Origin of the sequence: Aeromonas sp. MR19 (assembly GCF_963899305.1) — a bacterium.
GTDB lineage: Bacteria > Pseudomonadota > Gammaproteobacteria > Enterobacterales > Aeromonadaceae > Aeromonas > Aeromonas bestiarum.
Window position 1 is genome coordinate 56315 of record NZ_CAWQWZ010000008.1, and the last position, 14892, is coordinate 71206.

At 58.4% G+C, this 14892-nt stretch carries 15 protein-coding genes and 1 other RNA gene; 4 read left to right on the forward strand and 12 right to left on the reverse strand.

What is annotated here, in order from left to right; genetic code table 11:
• Positions 1-33 precede the first annotated feature (33 nt).
• The 4 genes from cysG (at position 34) to cysC (ending at position 4628) form a co-directional block, all read left to right on the forward strand.
• The gene (gene cysG, locus AACQ95_RS04820) at positions 34-1470 is read left to right on the forward strand and encodes a siroheme synthase CysG (RefSeq protein ID WP_241280771.1); all 1437 of its coding nucleotides are present in this window, start codon (positions 34-36) and stop codon (positions 1468-1470) included.
• Between the two features lie 68 nt (positions 1471-1538).
• Positions 1539-2483, forward strand: a complete 945-nt coding sequence (cysD, locus tag AACQ95_RS04825) for a sulfate adenylyltransferase subunit CysD (protein ID WP_257982474.1) — start codon at positions 1539-1541, stop codon at positions 2481-2483.
• A 10-nt stretch (positions 2484-2493) separates the two neighbouring features.
• Positions 2494-3921 (forward strand): sulfate adenylyltransferase subunit CysN, encoded by a 1428-nt coding sequence (gene cysN, locus AACQ95_RS04830; RefSeq protein WP_241280773.1) that lies wholly within the window; start codon positions 2494-2496, stop codon positions 3919-3921.
• A 116-nt stretch (positions 3922-4037) separates the two neighbouring features.
• The gene (cysC, locus tag AACQ95_RS04835; RefSeq protein ID WP_241280775.1) at positions 4038-4628 is read left to right on the forward strand and encodes an adenylyl-sulfate kinase; all 591 of its coding nucleotides are present in this window, start codon (positions 4038-4040) and stop codon (positions 4626-4628) included.
• Between the two features lie 470 nt (positions 4629-5098).
• Here cysC and AACQ95_RS04840 read toward each other — a convergent pair whose 3' ends face one another.
• The 12 genes from AACQ95_RS04840 to AACQ95_RS04895 all read right to left on the reverse strand — a co-directional run bounded on the left by AACQ95_RS04840 (position 5099) and on the right by AACQ95_RS04895 (position 14854).
• Positions 5099-5710, reverse strand: a complete 612-nt coding sequence (locus AACQ95_RS04840; protein WP_241280777.1) for a hypothetical protein — start codon at positions 5708-5710, stop codon at positions 5099-5101.
• A gap of 122 nt (positions 5711-5832) precedes the next feature.
• Entirely contained in the window at positions 5833-6069 is a 237-nt protein-coding gene (locus AACQ95_RS04845; protein ID WP_241280778.1) for a hypothetical protein, read from the reverse strand.
• An RNA gene (locus tag AACQ95_RS04850) (hammerhead ribozyme type II) lies at positions 6057-6120 on the reverse strand. Before AACQ95_RS04850 ends, AACQ95_RS04845 begins: the two co-directional genes overlap by 13 nt.
• Before the next feature lie 125 nt (positions 6121-6245).
• Positions 6246-6761, reverse strand: a complete 516-nt coding sequence (locus AACQ95_RS04855; RefSeq protein ID WP_241280780.1) for a hypothetical protein — start codon at positions 6759-6761, stop codon at positions 6246-6248.
• A gap of 596 nt (positions 6762-7357) precedes the next feature.
• Complete coding sequence (locus tag AACQ95_RS04860; protein ID WP_241280783.1) at positions 7358-7597, reverse strand: hypothetical protein; 240 nt, start codon at positions 7595-7597, stop codon at positions 7358-7360.
• Positions 7598-8355: 758 nt separating this feature from the next.
• Positions 8356-9984, reverse strand: coding sequence for a methyl-accepting chemotaxis protein (locus AACQ95_RS04865; protein WP_241280785.1), 1629 nt, complete (start codon positions 9982-9984; stop codon positions 8356-8358).
• Positions 9985-10257: 273 nt separating this feature from the next.
• Positions 10258-11124, reverse strand: coding sequence for a TIGR03899 family protein (locus AACQ95_RS04870; protein ID WP_241280787.1), 867 nt, complete (start codon positions 11122-11124; stop codon positions 10258-10260).
• A 288-nt stretch (positions 11125-11412) separates the two neighbouring features.
• Positions 11413-11892 carry a DUF3299 domain-containing protein gene (locus AACQ95_RS04875; protein ID WP_156995175.1) on the reverse strand — a complete coding sequence of 160 codons (480 nt, stop codon included), beginning with the start codon at positions 11890-11892 and terminating at the stop codon, positions 11413-11415.
• 32 nt (positions 11893-11924) lie between these two features.
• A complete protein-coding gene (locus AACQ95_RS04880) occupies positions 11925-13172 on the reverse strand; it encodes an ABC transporter permease (RefSeq protein ID WP_241280788.1) in 1248 nt (415 codons plus the stop codon).
• 76 nt (positions 13173-13248) lie between these two features.
• The gene (locus AACQ95_RS04885; protein WP_241280790.1) at positions 13249-13938 is read right to left on the reverse strand and encodes an ABC transporter ATP-binding protein; all 690 of its coding nucleotides are present in this window, start codon (positions 13936-13938) and stop codon (positions 13249-13251) included.
• 4 nt (positions 13939-13942) lie between these two features.
• The gene (locus AACQ95_RS04890) at positions 13943-14527 is read right to left on the reverse strand and encodes a DUF2796 domain-containing protein (RefSeq protein ID WP_241280792.1); all 585 of its coding nucleotides are present in this window, start codon (positions 14525-14527) and stop codon (positions 13943-13945) included.
• Positions 14528-14563: 36 nt separating this feature from the next.
• Positions 14564-14854: a hypothetical protein gene (locus AACQ95_RS04895; protein WP_241280794.1), complete on the reverse strand. Its 291-nt coding sequence runs from the start codon at positions 14852-14854 to the stop codon at positions 14564-14566.
• Positions 14855-14892 lie beyond the last annotated feature (38 nt).

The window sequence follows — 14892 nt, forward strand, 5'->3', positions numbered from 1 at the left end:
CCATATTAGTCGTGTTCCAAGGGATGGGCCGAAATGGATTATTTACCTATGTTTGCCAGGTTGGAAGGCCGCCCCGTGTTGCTGGTAGGTGGGGGCGAGGTGGCCCTGCGCAAGGCGCGCCTGCTGCTGGCCGCAGGAGCAAGGCTGACCCTGGTTTCTCCCGAGATTGAACCCGCATTCGCCGAATTTGCCGGCCGTTTTACCCATCTGGTCGAACGTTTCAGCCCGGCTCATCTGACCGGCCAGATCCTGGTGGTGGCCGCTACCGACGATCTCGAGGTCAACGCCCTCGTCTATCAGAGCGCCAACCAGCTCGGTCTGTTCGTCAATGTGGTGGATGACCCCAAGCGCTCCAGCTTCATCTTTCCCTCCATCATAGATCGCTCTCCCCTGATGGTCGCCGTCTCCAGCGGTGGCAAGGCCCCGGTGCTGGTGCGCCTGTTGCGCGAGCGGCTCGAGAGCCTGCTGCCCCGCCATCTCGGCGGTCTGGCCGAACTCTCCGGCCGGGTGCGTGACAAGGCCAAGCGGGTGCTCTCATCTATTTCCGATCGCCGCCGCTTCTGGGAGCGCGCCTTTGCCTCCAATACCCTGGCCGGCCTCATCGAAAAGCAGGACTGGCAGAGCGCCGAGACTTGGCTGAACGAAGGGCTCGACAAGGCCCAGACCGAGGTGGGCGAGGTGGTTCTGGTGGGGGCGGGGCCCGGCGATCCTGGCCTCTTGACCCTCAAGGCGCTGCAACAGATTCAGCAGGCGGAAGTGGTGCTCTATGACCAGCTGGTCTCCCCGGAGATCCTGGAGCTGGTGCGCCGCGATGCGACTCTGGTGTCGGTCGGCAAGAAGGCCGGTGCCCACAGCGTGCCCCAGGAGGAGACCAATCGTCTGCTGGTGGAGCATGCCCGCGCAGGCAACCGTGTGGTGCGGCTCAAGGGGGGCGATCCCTTCATGTTCGGCCGTGGCGGTGAGGAGCTGGAGGTGCTGGCGGCAGAGGGGATCCCCTTCTCCGTGGTGCCCGGCATCACGGCCGCCGCCGGTGCCACCGCCTATGCCGGCATTCCGCTCACCCACCGCGACCATGCCCAGAGCGCCGTCTTTATTACTGGCCACTGCCAGCAGGAGGGCAAGGAGCCCGACTGGCAGCAGCTCGCCACCACCAACCAGACCCTGGTCGTCTACATGGGGCTGATGCGCTCCGAGCACATTCAGCAGCAGCTGGTGAGCCATGGCCGCAACAGTCAAACCCCCATCGCCATCATAGAGCGGGGCACCACGGCCCGTCAGCGCGTGCTGACCGGCACCCTGGCTGACCTGGCCGTGCTGGCCGAGCAGGCAGTGAGCCCGTCGCTCATCGTCATCGGCGAGGTGGTTGCCCTGCGCGACCGGTTGGCCTGGTTTGGTGAAAAGCGTGGCGATGAGGCGGGTAGCTCCGGCGACCTGAATGGCAGTGATCTCAAGCTGGTGCATCTGGCGTGAGCCTGCAGAGCAAAGAACCGATTTGACGGTGCTGCGACAGCGGCACCGACCTGAACCCGAATCGCGCCCTGACCCGGCGCGTTAGCCAGACCAGAGGACCCGACATGGACCGTGAAAGACTGACACATCTGCAGCAGCTGGAGGCCGAGAGCATCCACATCATCCGCGAGGTGGCTGCCGAATTTGAAAACCCGGTGATGATGTACTCCATCGGCAAGGATTCCTCCGTCATGTTGCACCTGGCCCGCAAGGCCTTCTATCCGGGCAAGATCCCCTTCCCCTTGCTGCACGTCGACACCGACTGGAAGTTCAAGGAGATGATCAAATTCCGCGACGAGACCGCCAAAAAGTACGGGCTGGATCTCATCGTCCACAAGAACCCGGATGGCCTCGCCATGGGGATCAACCCCTTCGTGCACGGCAGCGGCAAGCACACCGACATCATGAAGACCGAAGGGCTCAAGCAGGCGCTCAACCAGCACGGCTTCGATGCCGCCTTCGGCGGTGCCCGCCGCGACGAGGAGAAGTCCCGCGCCAAGGAACGGGTCTACTCCTTCCGCGACAAGTCCCACCGCTGGGATCCGAAAAACCAGCGCCCCGAGCTGTGGCGCGTCTACAACAGCCAGGTCAACAAGGGGGAGAGCATTCGGGTGTTCCCGCTCTCCAACTGGACCGAGCTCGACATCTGGCAATACATCTATCTCGAGAACATCGACATAGTGCCGCTCTACTTTGCCGCCGTGCGTCCGGTCGTTGAGCGCAACGGCATCAAGATCATGGTGGATGACGAGCGCATGCCCATAGGCCCTGAAGATGAAGTGAAGCAGGAGCTGGTGCGCTTCCGCACCCTGGGTTGCTACCCGTTGACCGGGGCCATCGAATCCGATGCCACCACGCTGCCGGAGATCATCGAAGAGATGCTGCTCACCACCTCGAGCGAGCGGCAAGGGCGGCTGATTGACCATGATCAGGCTGGCTCCATGGAGCAGAAGAAGCGTCAGGGATATTTCTAAGGAATCGCAAATGAACAACCACATTCAGACCGCCATCAGCGAACAGGGCATTGAAGCCTACCTGCACGCCCAGCAACACAAGAGCCTGCTGCGCTTTCTCACCTGCGGCAGCGTGGACGACGGCAAGAGCACCCTCATAGGGCGCCTGCTGCACGATTCCCAGCAGATCTATGAAGATCAGCTCAAGGCGCTGGAGTCCGACAGCCAGAAGCTTGGCACCACGGGCGAAAAACTCGATCTGGCGCTGCTGGTGGACGGCCTGCAGGCCGAGCGTGAACAGGGCATCACCATAGACGTGGCCTACCGCTATTTTTCCACCGCCAAGCGCAAATTCATCATCTCGGATACCCCGGGCCACGAGCAGTACACCCGCAACATGGCCACCGGCGCCTCTACCTGCGATCTGGCCATCATATTGATCGATGCCCGCAAGGGGGTGCTGGATCAGACCCGTCGCCACAGCTTTATCGCCAGCCTGCTCGGCATCAAGCAGTTCGTGGTCGCGGTCAACAAGATGGATCTGGTGGAGTTCAGCCAGGAGGTGTTCGAGCGCATCAGTGCCGATTATCGCGAGTTCGCCAGGAAGCTCAGCGTCGACACCATACAGATAGTGCCTGTCTCGGCGCTGGACGGTGACAACGTGGTCAACCCGAGCGACAAGCTGGCCTGGTATCAGGGCGAAACCCTGCTCTCCCTGCTGGAAAATGCCGAGGTGGAGCGCGAGCTGGAGCGTCATCCGGTACGCCTGCCGGTGCAGTATGTGAACCGCCCCAACCTGGATTTTCGCGGCTTTGCGGGCACGCTCGCGGCCGGCATCCTGCGGGTCGGCGACAAGCTGGCGGTGCTGCCGTCCGGCAAAGAGAGCACAGTGACCCGCATCGTCACCTTCGACGGGGATCTGGAGTACGCCCTGCCGGGTCAGGCCATCACTGTCACCTTTGCCGATGAAATCGACATCAGTCGCGGCGATCTGCTGGTGGATGCCGCAAGGCAACCCCAGGTGACCCAAAATGTGCTGGCCCATATCGTCTGGATGGGGGAGGAGTCCCTGCAGCCGGGCCGGGTCTATGACATCAAGCTGGCCACCAAGAAGACCCGTGGTCAGGTGGAGGCCATCCGTCATCGCATCGAGATCAACAAGCTGGACGAGCTGGCGGCGAATGAGCTCAAGCTCAACGAGATAGGCCTGTGCGAGCTGAGCCTGACCGATCCGGTGGCGTTCGACCCATACCGGGAGATCCGCGACACCGGCAGCTTTATCCTGATCGACCGGTTGAGCAACGTCACCGTCGGGGCCGGCATGATAGTGGAAGGGCTGGCGGCCAAGGCGGTGGCAGGGCAATACAGCGAGTTTGAAATTGAGCTCAACGCCCTGGTGCGCAAGCACTTCCCGCACTGGCAGGCGCTGGCCATTGGCAACGACAGCGGCAAGCAATAGCGCCTGGTACCCTCTCCCGCCGATTAAAAAGAGAGGGAGAAGGGGGCAAATATTCCCTCTCCCTCTGGGAGAGGGGGTGAGGCGCCTGATCGCGCCGACGAAAAGAAGGAGTCTGGATGAATAACGTTGTGTGGTATGACCATGCCGTGAACAAGGCAAGCCGGGCCGAATTAAAGGGGCAAAAGCCGCTGGTCATCTGGTTCACCGGGCTATCGGGGGCGGGCAAGTCTACCCTGGCGGGGGCGCTGGAGCAGGCGCTGGCGGCTGAAGGCAAGCACACCTATCTGCTGGATGGGGACAACGTGCGCCACGGCCTGTGCGGGGATCTCGGCTTCGATGACGCGGCCCGCCAGGAAAACATCCGCCGGGTCGGTGAAGTGGCAAAACTCATGGTGGATGCGGGCCTTATCGTGCTCACCGCCTTTATCTCGCCGTTCCGTGCCGAACGGGATCTGGTGCGCAATCTTCTGGGCGCCGATGAGTTCGTCGAGGTGTTCGTCGATGCGCCGCTCGCCGTCTGTGAAGAGCGCGACCCCAAAGGGCTCTACAAGAAGGCACGGGCAGGGGAAATTCGCAACTTTACCGGTATCGACTCCGCCTACGAGGCCCCCGAGCAGCCGGAAATCCATCTGCTTAACGCCGGCAAGCCGGTGGCAGTGCTGGTGGATGAGCTGCTGACCGCCCTGCGGCAGGGGAACTACCTGTAGTGGTTGAGTTGCGCCGTCTTACATGAGTTGCAACGTCTGGAGCCGGATTGTTATCCCGACAACCGGGTAATCACCCGGGCAGCAAGCCGTAAGCAGCAAATAAAGTGCAGGCATGGGGCGCAAGGGCACAGGCCATCTTGGCCCTCCTCGCCTGAAAGTCATTGGATCGGAAGAACCTATAACAAGCGCCGGCGGCCGTTAAGTTGGCCACCACGGGCGCTTATGGGCAGGCGGCCGCCACTATAAGCAAAACTTGAGTCATTATCGGAAAACCCATAAATCCAGCTTATAATGGCACCGACGAGCCTTGAGCTGTTCCAAGGCTGCCGATAGCAACCCCGCAAGGGGATCTTCCGATCTTTGCTTATGTTGTGGTGTGGTTATTCGCAATTGTCCGAATACGCTGCGCTATTCGAACCTACGGGCTGATCTACTTTGTTCCAACGAACTCTACTTGAACACCTAACGCTTCAAGTAGAGGTACCAGCTTCGCTGATGTCCTGTTGTATTGACTTGTTAGGTGCTTCCTTTGCCAACTTATCAATGAAGACAGCTAAATCTATAGCGGTCATTGCATATCGTTCTGCTTCATCTTTACTTAAATCGAAGTCACCAGCATGAACAGCTTGATTTCTCAAATTCATTAGACGGCGATAATCCTCGTAAAGAGACCAAGGATAACCATTGTCATGAACAATGCCTCTAAATATTTTAGACATTTGAACATTTCTTGGGTCGTAGTTATAAGCATGCATTAGACTAACTGTCACGCTTTCAACTTCTCTCCATGCTTCTGAAACACAGGCTCTCGGTGATACATCAGCAAGCTGTAGAATTCTCTCTAATGTGTAATTGTATGAATCTCGAACTGAAGACGAATCTTTGTTTATAACTTTGTTCGTTTCTTTGGTTGTCTCTTCGACGATACTTAGCTCTTGATCAAAGGAAGCTTCGATATCCTTATATTTAAACTTACTCATTCTCGTAAGTATTTTAGAGAATTCACCCTTAAATATAAGCGCAAGAATAAGCACGGTGGCCGGCCAGATCGAAACATCCAATAATTTAATCCAACTTTCCATCAAATCTCCTAATCAAGATTCCTCCCTGATGTACACCTAACGTGTCTATTAACCAGTGCGCATCTGCGTGTCCGGATTGAATGCCTTGTTAGGCAAACTCTCATTACCTTTTCGCCTGATTTTCACAGGCTCATCAGCAGGGTTTCCCTGTAAGGAAGGTGGACCTCCCAAGAGCTGATTAGGCGCTTGATAGATTTTGAAACATACGACCACAACACTTTCTCACTTGATACAGCAGCCTTTTGGACCATATGAATATCCTCCTTCTTGATTTCAGACAGTAGAGCAATTACTTCAGCAATCAGAAAGCTCAGCAGAAAGCCCGCTGGCTCCCAGAACATGTGTACATAGCCCGCCATCATCAGTCTCAGGAGGCCACCTCTGAGAGACGCACATAGTGCGTTTCGGCTTCTTTGCTCATTATACCTAGACCACTCTTTACAGCCTAACGCCTCATTAAGAGGCAAAAAACAATTGATTTAAATAAGCGGCGAAGGAGCAAAAATCAACTATTCTTGTCCTTTTAAATGACTTGTTAGATGTCTGATTTTGACTCTACCAACATTTCATTCATAATTTTTTTGAACACTTTTTCTGTTAAACCATAAGTGTCAGCTATTTTATAAAAAATAGAAGAGACCTCTTCATCGATAGATTTAAAATATTCAGCTGCTTGTTCAAGTTCCGAAATAATTTTGTTACGCCCAGCTTCATTCATAAAGTCCATTGCACGTTCAAAGAAATAAGAGTGAGCAAGCCAATTACGTTTTTTTAACGCTTCTCTTAGTTTTATCTTAAGTTCTTCGCAAGGGATGCCAATCTTTTGGAGACGCCCTAGAAGTTGCCCCATTGTTCTTTGGCTCTCACCGTCAAAGAATTTGTCAAAGTCTTCCTCCCATTTTTCTGTAGTTGAAAAATTAGGTACTGCTTTAGGAAAGTGATCTAAAAATACAATTAAGTGGATCATTGCCTGTTCAAGACATTGAGCGGAATAAATAGTTAACCCAAAATATGCGTAAACTTCCCTGCAATGCTCAGACTGCTTATCCATAAGACCTCTAACGCTTACAGCAGGGGCGCGACGCTAGGAGCATCCCTTGCCTGCACTTGTTAAGGCATTTACGAATAAACGCCACCAATATTTGGGTTTTGACCCAATGCATACTTCATATGAATAGAGACGATCTCGAATTAAGCATGAGCCATCTAGGATGGGCATAAATGGAACATTAAGTCGTTTTACCGCATCCCACTGGTGAGCATATTCGGTTTTGCAGTTTGGGCACTTAGGGTTAGCACCCGGAACAAACCGTCCACCGCACGGGCAGTTTGGAAGGGTCGCCGCGATTTCCTCCAAAAGCTGCTCATTAGCCTCATTCTCGTACAGCAACGCATGGTCTTCCTCTCTGTGGATGACGTTTGAGCAAATATCGCAAAAGAAGTGTGGGCAGCTATCACTCATGCCACTGGATTGCCAAGCAGGCGCTTCCTTTCCACACTTGGGATTAGGGCATCTCATCTTGCCCACTCAAGGAGCATTCGATTCATAATGTACTATTTTCATTGTGCCTTAACGTGGAACCGGAGCGCGGAGGGAACCAACAAGCGCAGCTTTTTGGCTGTCCCGCTCGACAGCAGGGTTAGATATCACTTCTTAAATTTTTTGTTGAGATAGATAGTGAGTTCATCTCTCTGAATGGGGGCAGCCCCGGGATAGCCATCAATTGCATTGGCTACCGTTTGCCGATTTTTGTCGCTCACTTCAAAACCATTGCTTTGTAGATAGTGATCTACGTAATGATGAAGTTCGTAATATTCGGTAGGAGATACATAAATGCGATCAATCTTTCCGCGCTGCTTTTTATTGTCTTGGTCTTGCCAACTCATGGTGAGTCTCCTTTGTAAAAATCTAACAGTGATTAGATGGACTGCGGTATTAATTCGATGATCGAGCCTTCCGTATAACTCCGTACCACTCTTATAAATGAAACGGAAAAATTCATCTTAAATCATGATATTACCAGCCGTTCCCTGGTATCTGAACGTATTCGCGTGATTTCATCTTTTTGCTCTGTCACTTGCGCTGCGCCAAAACACAGCCAATAAAATCAGGACAGTCACTCATCTTGAGTGATGCCTAGCATGCCGCCGCTTGCCTGCCGAACTCATCGGGCAAGGCTACCGCCCCTGAATTCCAGCCTCCAGCTTGCTGCTCTTTCCCTGCGGTGTTGCTCTGGTCTGGTACATGGCCGACTCCGACGAGAGGTGATCCTGATGGTCATGTTACCGAACGGAGCTGGTTAGGGAAGGGGGAGTGGGCGGTTTCTCGAGCAAGATCAATAAATTGAGCTGCCATGGGATTGTGGTCGGGCGGTGGAGGTATCTCAACGCCCTTACTTTCTCAACGCTCACCGCGCATTTGGGCGGTGGAATGAACCCCAGGGTCGTCAGGTGCTGCGTAGCCGACACGATAAGTACAGCAAGGGTAGGTCGGTGGTGGCGCGAGCAGATTAGCGACTCTCCATCTTGCCTAGGCGCTGGTCCAAGGGGAGGGCAATCCGGTCAGGCCCGTTCTTCCCACAATGTTGATGGGCCCGCTGTCGGTGACGACAGGGGCCCATCTTGTTGTTAGCGCACGGCAGGCATCAGCGGGCGAGTACAACCCGGCCCTTGCCGAGTTGCTCGCTGAGTTGACGGGGGGCGGGCTGTTGCTGGAACTGGCGCACCAGCCGATCCAGCTCGCTCAGTTGCCGCACCAGCTGAATGATGCCGTGCACGGCATGCTGGCTGCCCTGGCTTGAGTCATCGGCCAGGGTCTTGATGCTGAGCACGTTGCGATTGATGTCGGCCGTGACCTGGGACTGCTCCTGCACCGCCTGGGCTATCTGGCTGCTGCCGGAGGCGACCTGCTGCAGCATGCTGTTGATCTGCTGCAATATGGTGCCGGTGGCTGAGGCCTTCTGCTGGCAGCTGGCCGAGAGTTGCCCTCCTTTCTCCATCGCCTGCTCCGCATTGCCCGCACTGGCTTGCAACAGGCTGATCATTTTCTGGATCTCGCCGGTGGAGGACTGGGTCTTGATGGCAAGCGAGCGGATCTCGTCTGCCACCACAGAGAAGCCACGGCCCGCCTCGCCGGCCCGGGCCGCCTCTATGGCCGCGTTGAGGGCCAGCAGATTGGTCTGGTTGGCGATGCTGTTGATCACATCGAGAATGCCGTCTATATCCCGGCACTGCCCCGCCAGGGTGTGGATCACCGTCTTGGAGGTGGTGATCTCGTCGTGCATCCCCTCGACCGCGCCTATGGTATCCAGCACGCTGCGGTTGCCCTCCTTGAACAACTCGGAAGTCTCGTCCAGCAGGCCGGAGGCGGCGGTGGAGCTGTGAGAGACCTCCCTGATCGACTCTGACATCTGGGTGATGGCGGTGGCGACCAGGTTGGTCTCGGCCTGCTGCTGTTGCAGGTTGTTGGTGATGGACTCGGCGTTGTGCAGATCCCCTTCTGCGGCCCGCAAGATCTGGGCGCAGGTCTGCTGGGTGCGGGCCAGCACGGCATTGAACTCGGCCCGGTTCATCAACATGGCGAGCTCGATGGCGGCCAGATTGTCGACCTTGTTGGTGTAGAGCAGTTGCATCAGCGGGTTGTCGAAGCGGCTGCGGGCCATCTTGTCGAGCTTGCCCAGCCGACGGGCCAGGGCATGGGTGATCATGGCTGCCAGCAGCAGCGGTACGGTCGCCAGTGCCAACGGCCAGCCCGCAGCCTGCTCGTATCCCAGCGTGACCATGGCCGCCAGACTCAGCAGCAGGCAGAGCGTGACTGCCTGCGTGTGGGAGAAGGTTGGCAGCCTGAGGGCCAGGGGAGCCTTGTCATTGCGCAGGTCGGTATAGATGCGCTCGGCCCGCTGCTTGATCTCCTCGCTGGGGGCCGTGCGCACGGACTGGTATTCCACCACCTTGCCGCTGGCATCCTTGATGGGGGTGACGAAGGCGCTGACCCAGTAGTGATCGCCATTCTTGCAGCGGTTCTTCACCGGCCCCATCCAGCTCTTGCCGTCCTTGATGTGATGCCAGAGATCGGCGAAGGCCTGCTTGGGCATGTCCGGATGGCGCACCAGGTTGTGATGCTCACCTTGCAGCTCGTCCAGGCTGAACCCCGCTATGTTGCAGAACTCCTCGTTGGCATAGGTGATGCGGCTTTCCAGGTCAGTGGTGGAAATAAGACTCTGGTGCTCCGGGTAGAGACGCTCACGCTGGGTAACGGGTTGGTTGACTCTCATTGTGTGGTCCTGCACGCGGTGATGGGAAAGATGCATGGGCAGTGCAAGTTATGCACCATGGCGCCATGGGTGATGATGATTTTGTTAGTAGCGTGTTTATCCGACCAAAATGGTCAGATTTTGCGGCAAATCCGGATCAGGAGGGGGTGGGCAAGGAGATCGATTCGCATTTCGAGAATCGATTTGGCAATGAGTGGGGAGGCATTTCGCAATATGGTGCGGCTGGCGTGCCACAAGGGAGAAGAGAAAGGGGGCCAACAGGGGCCCCTGGATTCAGACGGCGGCAGTCGGCGGCACTCTCTCCAGCTCGGACTCGGGGGGCTGCATCATGCTCTCTATCTGCAGCCCCTGCACCAGCACGGTTTTCAGATCCTGCAGGTACTCCTCCAGCGGCGGCTCCTGCAACAGCTGGGCTAGCTCGTTGCCCACCGGGGTCAGCCGGTAGTAGAGCAGGGTGATATTGGTCTGCTTGCGATGCAGGCGCCAGCGTTGGTCGCCGAATGCCAGTTCGACCCCGTCGGCGGGCAGCGGGCCGGATTCCAGCTCTCCCTTGTGCAGCAGGCCGAGCTCGAACAGCTGCAACAGGGCATTGTAGGGCAATCGGTATTTGCCCAGACCAAGCCGGGTCACCTTGGCGCGGCTGAGCAGGCTGGCGCCCTTGTGCAGCCCCAGCAGCAGACGCTGCTCATCGCTGCCCGAATAGTGGCAGGCGAGGGCGCAGATCCGCTGGAACAGCTGGGCCTCGCGCTGGGTCATCTCCTTGAGGGTGGTGAGGGCGCGGATGGAGAAACGGCCTGGGGTGGCGATCTCGATGGCGAAGATGCGGCCCCACAGCTGCTGCATGGGGACCATGCTGATGTCTTCCGCCAGTTGCAGGAAGCGGGTCAGCCAGTCGCTGTCCATCTCGCCGCCGGCGGCCGTCTCCTCGCAGTGGCGGGAGGCCATCACCATGATGGCTTCCAGATTGCGCTGGCGAGCGGCCTGATCCGCCAGATGGCGAAAGGTGGCGCGCTGTTCGAAGGTGCTGTCGCTGTTGCGGGTGAGCATGCCATCTATGCCGCGGCTGCGGGCCAGGCGCAGGGTTTGCTCCTGGCTGCTCAGGATGGAACTCTCTTTCTTGGGCGGGGGCAGGTCAGCCATGCTGGCTCCGTGATCGCAAGGTCTAGCCTTGAATGTTACTCCAACCGGGATGGCGGGCAATCCCTCAAGCAGGGGCTGGTCCCGGTTTCGGCCGGCAAGGGGATAAAAAAGTGGCCTTCGTTCGAAGGCCACTGTTGCTGGATGCTGAGCTCGGCCCGGGGAGGCCGGCGCATCATGATGTCTGACTTATTCCTCTTCGTAGACGCTGACCTCGATCGCTTCCATGGAGTAGGAGGCGGTGGCCATCTCGTGGCTGGAGCTCATCAGACGCGCATCATGATGTCTGACTTATTCCTCTTCGTAGACGCTGACCTCGACCGCTTCCATGGAGTAGGAGGCGGTGGCCATCTCGTGGCTTGAGCTGATGGTGCGCATCTTGCCCTTCACCCAGATGGCATCCCAGAGATCATCCACGGGGGCGCCCTTGGGGTAGCTCACATAGACCACCTGGTTGGTGGGCGGCGGCGGCACATGGATGCAGGCGCCGAAGTAGGGCACCAGCAGGAAGGCGGTGATCTTCTTGGCATCCCCCTCCAGCGGCACCACGAACCCCGGGATCCGCACGTCTTGGTTGTCCAGCTTCTGGTTGACCCCGCCCACCGGCTGCGGCACTGAGGAGAAATCGCCATCGTGGCTCACCTGGGGCGGTGGCAACAGCCGCTCCCCTTGCGGGATCAGCACGTCCCAGTCGATGGTCTTGTAATCGGCGGCCAGGGCCGGCAGCGCCAGCAGGCTGGCCAGCAGCACCACAATTTTCCACTTCATCATCTGTCCTTCTCTCTTTTTATGCGGGCGAGTCGCTAGACGCGAATGCTCATGCCATCGCTCAGGCTGTAGCGGTAGGCCCTGGCCGCGGGCAGCAGGCCTATCACCATGCCCGCCAGCCACACCAGCCCCAGCAACTGCCATTCGTAGGCGCTCGGCAGTCCCAGGCTCAATTGCAGGCCATAGTGGCTGAGCAGCCAGGGGGTGGCAAGCCCCTGTCCCAGATAGAGCACCGCCACCCCGAGGGCTATGCCTGCGGTGGTGAGGGCCATCGCCTCCAGCGCCAGCAACAGGAACAGGTGGGCGGGGCCTGCCCCCAGGGAGCGCAGGATGGCCAGCTCGCGGCGCCGCTCGTTGAGCCCCGCCAGCAAGGTGGTCAGCATGCCGATGAGGCCCGCCACCACCACGAAGCCGGCGATCACAGAGAGCGCGGTTTCCGCCACGCTCATCAGGCTCCACAGCTCCTGCAGGGCAGCCCCCGGCAGGATCGCCATCAGCGGCTCGCCCCGATAGGTGTTGACGCTGCGCTGCAGCTGGAACGCCAATATTCGATTGCTGAGACCCACCATAAAGGCGGTGATGGTTTTGGGGGTCAGATCCTGCGCCAGCGCCTGTTCGGCGGTCACGTTCTTGCTGTGCCTGCCCGTGTCCCAGCCCAGGTGGATCGCCTCTATCCCGGCCAGCGGTACGTGGATGGTGCGATCGATGGGGGTGCCGGTCGGTGCCAGTATCCCCACCACCTTGAACGGCAGGTTGTCGTGCTGGCTGAAGGAGGTGTTGCCCGCGCCGTGGGCGATGACGATGGACTGATCCAGCTTGTAGCCGAGCTTCTCGGCCACCTGGGCGCCGAGCACGGCCTCGAACGGCGTGTCGAACGGCCGCCCCTCCCGCAGTTGCAGCGCCTGCTGCTGGCCGTACTTCAGGTGGGTGAAGTAGTCGCCATTGGTGCCGAGCACCCGAAAGCCCTTGTGAGAATCACCGAGGGAGAGGGGGATGGTCCAGGCGACGCCAGGTTTGCTCTTGATGGCCTGATAGGCCTCCCAGCCCACGTTGTTGGTGGGGTTGCCGATGCGAAATACCGAGTAGAGCAGCAGGTTCACCTGGCCGGAGCGGGCGCCGACGATAAGGTCCGTGCCCGAGACGGTATTGGAGAAACTCTCGCGGGCCTGGGTCCGCACCCGCTCCACCCCGAGCAGCAGGGTGACGCTGATGGCCACCGCCAAGAGGGTCAGCCCTACGGTGAGGCGACGAGCCCAGAGACTTTGCAGGGCGAGCTTCAGCATACCGGCCTCCGGTGTTGTGGCTGGGATGCACCCTCTGGTGCGGGTCTGGTCGGGTAGATGGCACAGCTATTGGGATTCAGCATATGGCCCTCCGGTTGAGCAGTTGCAGATTCTCCACTCGCGGGAAGAGAGGCTCGAGATAGGGATCGTGACTGACGAAGATGAGGGTCGACCCCTGCTTGTCACACTCCTCGAACAACAGCTTGATGAAGGCGGCCCGGTTGTCGGTATCCAGGGCCGAGGTGGGTTCGTCGGCGATCACCAGCGGTGGCGAGCCTATCAGCGCCCGTGCGGCGGCCACCCGCTGCTGCTGGCCTATGCTGAGGGCGTGGACGGGTCTGTGCAGCGCCTCGGCCGGCAGTTGCAGCTCCGCCAGCAGGCGGCGAGCCTCCTGCTCGGGACTTCCCTGCAGACGAGCCCGTTTCTCGGGTGAGAAGGTGAGGGCGGCGGTGACGTTGTCCAGCACGGATAAAAATGGCAGCAGATTGAACTGCTGGAAGATATAACCCAGATTGGCCGCCCGGAAGTGGTCACGGGCACGGCCCGAGAGCCGGGCCAATGGCTGGCCCAGCACGTCCAGGGTGCCGTGGTTGGCGGTCTGGATCCCGGCAAGCAAGCCAAGCAGGGTCGACTTGCCGGAGCCCGATGGCCCCTTGATGAACACCCGCTCCCCCTCGCCGATGGCGAGGGCTGGCAGATCGAGTACAGGCTGGTGATCCGGCCAGGCGAAGGCCAGATCGCGGATCTCAACCACGGCTTTTTTCATGGTGTTACCAGCTCAGCTTGTTGGCGGATGGGGTCAGCTCGGCCGCAGTCTGGCCGGTGGGCAGTATGCCCTGCACGCTCAGCTTTTCCAGGCTCGGATAGACGCTGAACAGGGTGGCTTCCAGTCCGGTCAGCTTGGTCGGAGCCTCACAGGTGTAGGTATACATGGCGCCCACATCGGCGTGACCCGCATCATCATGGTGGTGGTCATCATGACTGCTGCCAGCCTTTTCATGGTCATGGTCATGGTCATGGTCGTGATCATGATCTTCCTTGGCCGCATTGAGTTCCTGCTGGGTCAGCTTGCAGCCGGCCGCCGGGTCGAAGCGAAACAGGGCATCGGGTTGCTTGAGCTGAGCCATGGCCTTGGCGTATTGCGCCTTCTCCTCGTCGCTCTTGGCGGCGTGCTCGAAGCCCACCAGATCGGCGGCGGGAGCCTGCAGCTCGAGCATCAACTGGTTGCCATCGAGCACCAGGTTGAGGTGGCCGTGGCCATGCTCGTGGGCACCGTGGCCGTGACTCTCATGCTCGTCGTGATTTGCTTGCACGCCAAATGCGGCTGCCGCCAGTAACAGTGTGACTGCTTTCATCGTTAATCCTTTTGAAACAATTGATAAGAGAAATGTTCAGTGGGAGAAGCAATGAAAGTGAGGCGGGGCACGAATACGGCACTGGCCTGAAGGGGTGGAATCGATGGCGGGCAAGGCGGTATCAGCTAGCTTGCCGATGACCACATGCGGGACTGGGATGGGCAAGTTGGGCGTCAGTGCCAGCTTGCCATCGAGATGGAGGGCGCAGAGGACACAAGTGTGGCTATGACCGGGCAGGTCGGCTTCCAGCGGGTGTTGTGTCAGCGCCGGTTGCAACCACAACCAGCCCAGTAGCAACAACCAGATTTTCAGCTTGAAACGACCCATAGACCCTTATGAAAGGGGCGCCATCAGCGCCCCTTCTC

Bases quoted from the DNA above. Each gene is read 5' to 3' on its own strand.
- AACQ95_RS04855 (WP_241280780.1), bottom strand. From the start codon at position 6,761: ATGGATAAGCAGTCTGAGCATTGCAGGGAAGTTTACGCATATTTTGGG.
- AACQ95_RS04865 (WP_241280785.1), bottom strand. From the start codon at position 9,984: ATGAGAGTCAACCAACCCGTTACCCAGCGTGAGCGTCTCTACCCGGAG.
- AACQ95_RS04870 (WP_241280787.1), bottom strand. From the start codon at position 11,124: ATGGCTGACCTGCCCCCGCCCAAGAAAGAGAGTTCCATCCTGAGCAGC.
- AACQ95_RS04840 (WP_241280777.1), bottom strand. From the start codon at position 5,710: ATGGAAAGTTGGATTAAATTATTGGATGTTTCGATCTGGCCGGCCACC.
- cysC (WP_241280775.1), top strand. From the start codon at position 4,038: ATGAATAACGTTGTGTGGTATGACCATGCCGTGAACAAGGCAAGCCGG.
- cysG (WP_241280771.1), top strand. From the start codon at position 34: ATGGATTATTTACCTATGTTTGCCAGGTTGGAAGGCCGCCCCGTGTTG.
- cysN (WP_241280773.1), top strand. From the start codon at position 2,494: ATGAACAACCACATTCAGACCGCCATCAGCGAACAGGGCATTGAAGCC.
- AACQ95_RS04860 (WP_241280783.1), bottom strand. From the start codon at position 7,597: ATGAGTTGGCAAGACCAAGACAATAAAAAGCAGCGCGGAAAGATTGAT.
- AACQ95_RS04880 (WP_241280788.1), bottom strand. From the start codon at position 13,172: ATGCTGAAGCTCGCCCTGCAAAGTCTCTGGGCTCGTCGCCTCACCGTA.
- AACQ95_RS04845 (WP_241280778.1), bottom strand. From the start codon at position 6,069: ATGGCGGGCTATGTACACATGTTCTGGGAGCCAGCGGGCTTTCTGCTG.
- AACQ95_RS04885 (WP_241280790.1), bottom strand. From the start codon at position 13,938: ATGAAAAAAGCCGTGGTTGAGATCCGCGATCTGGCCTTCGCCTGGCCG.
- AACQ95_RS04875 (WP_156995175.1), bottom strand. From the start codon at position 11,892: ATGATGAAGTGGAAAATTGTGGTGCTGCTGGCCAGCCTGCTGGCGCTG.
- AACQ95_RS04895 (WP_241280794.1), bottom strand. From the start codon at position 14,854: ATGGGTCGTTTCAAGCTGAAAATCTGGTTGTTGCTACTGGGCTGGTTG.
- AACQ95_RS04890 (WP_241280792.1), bottom strand. From the start codon at position 14,527: ATGAAAGCAGTCACACTGTTACTGGCGGCAGCCGCATTTGGCGTGCAA.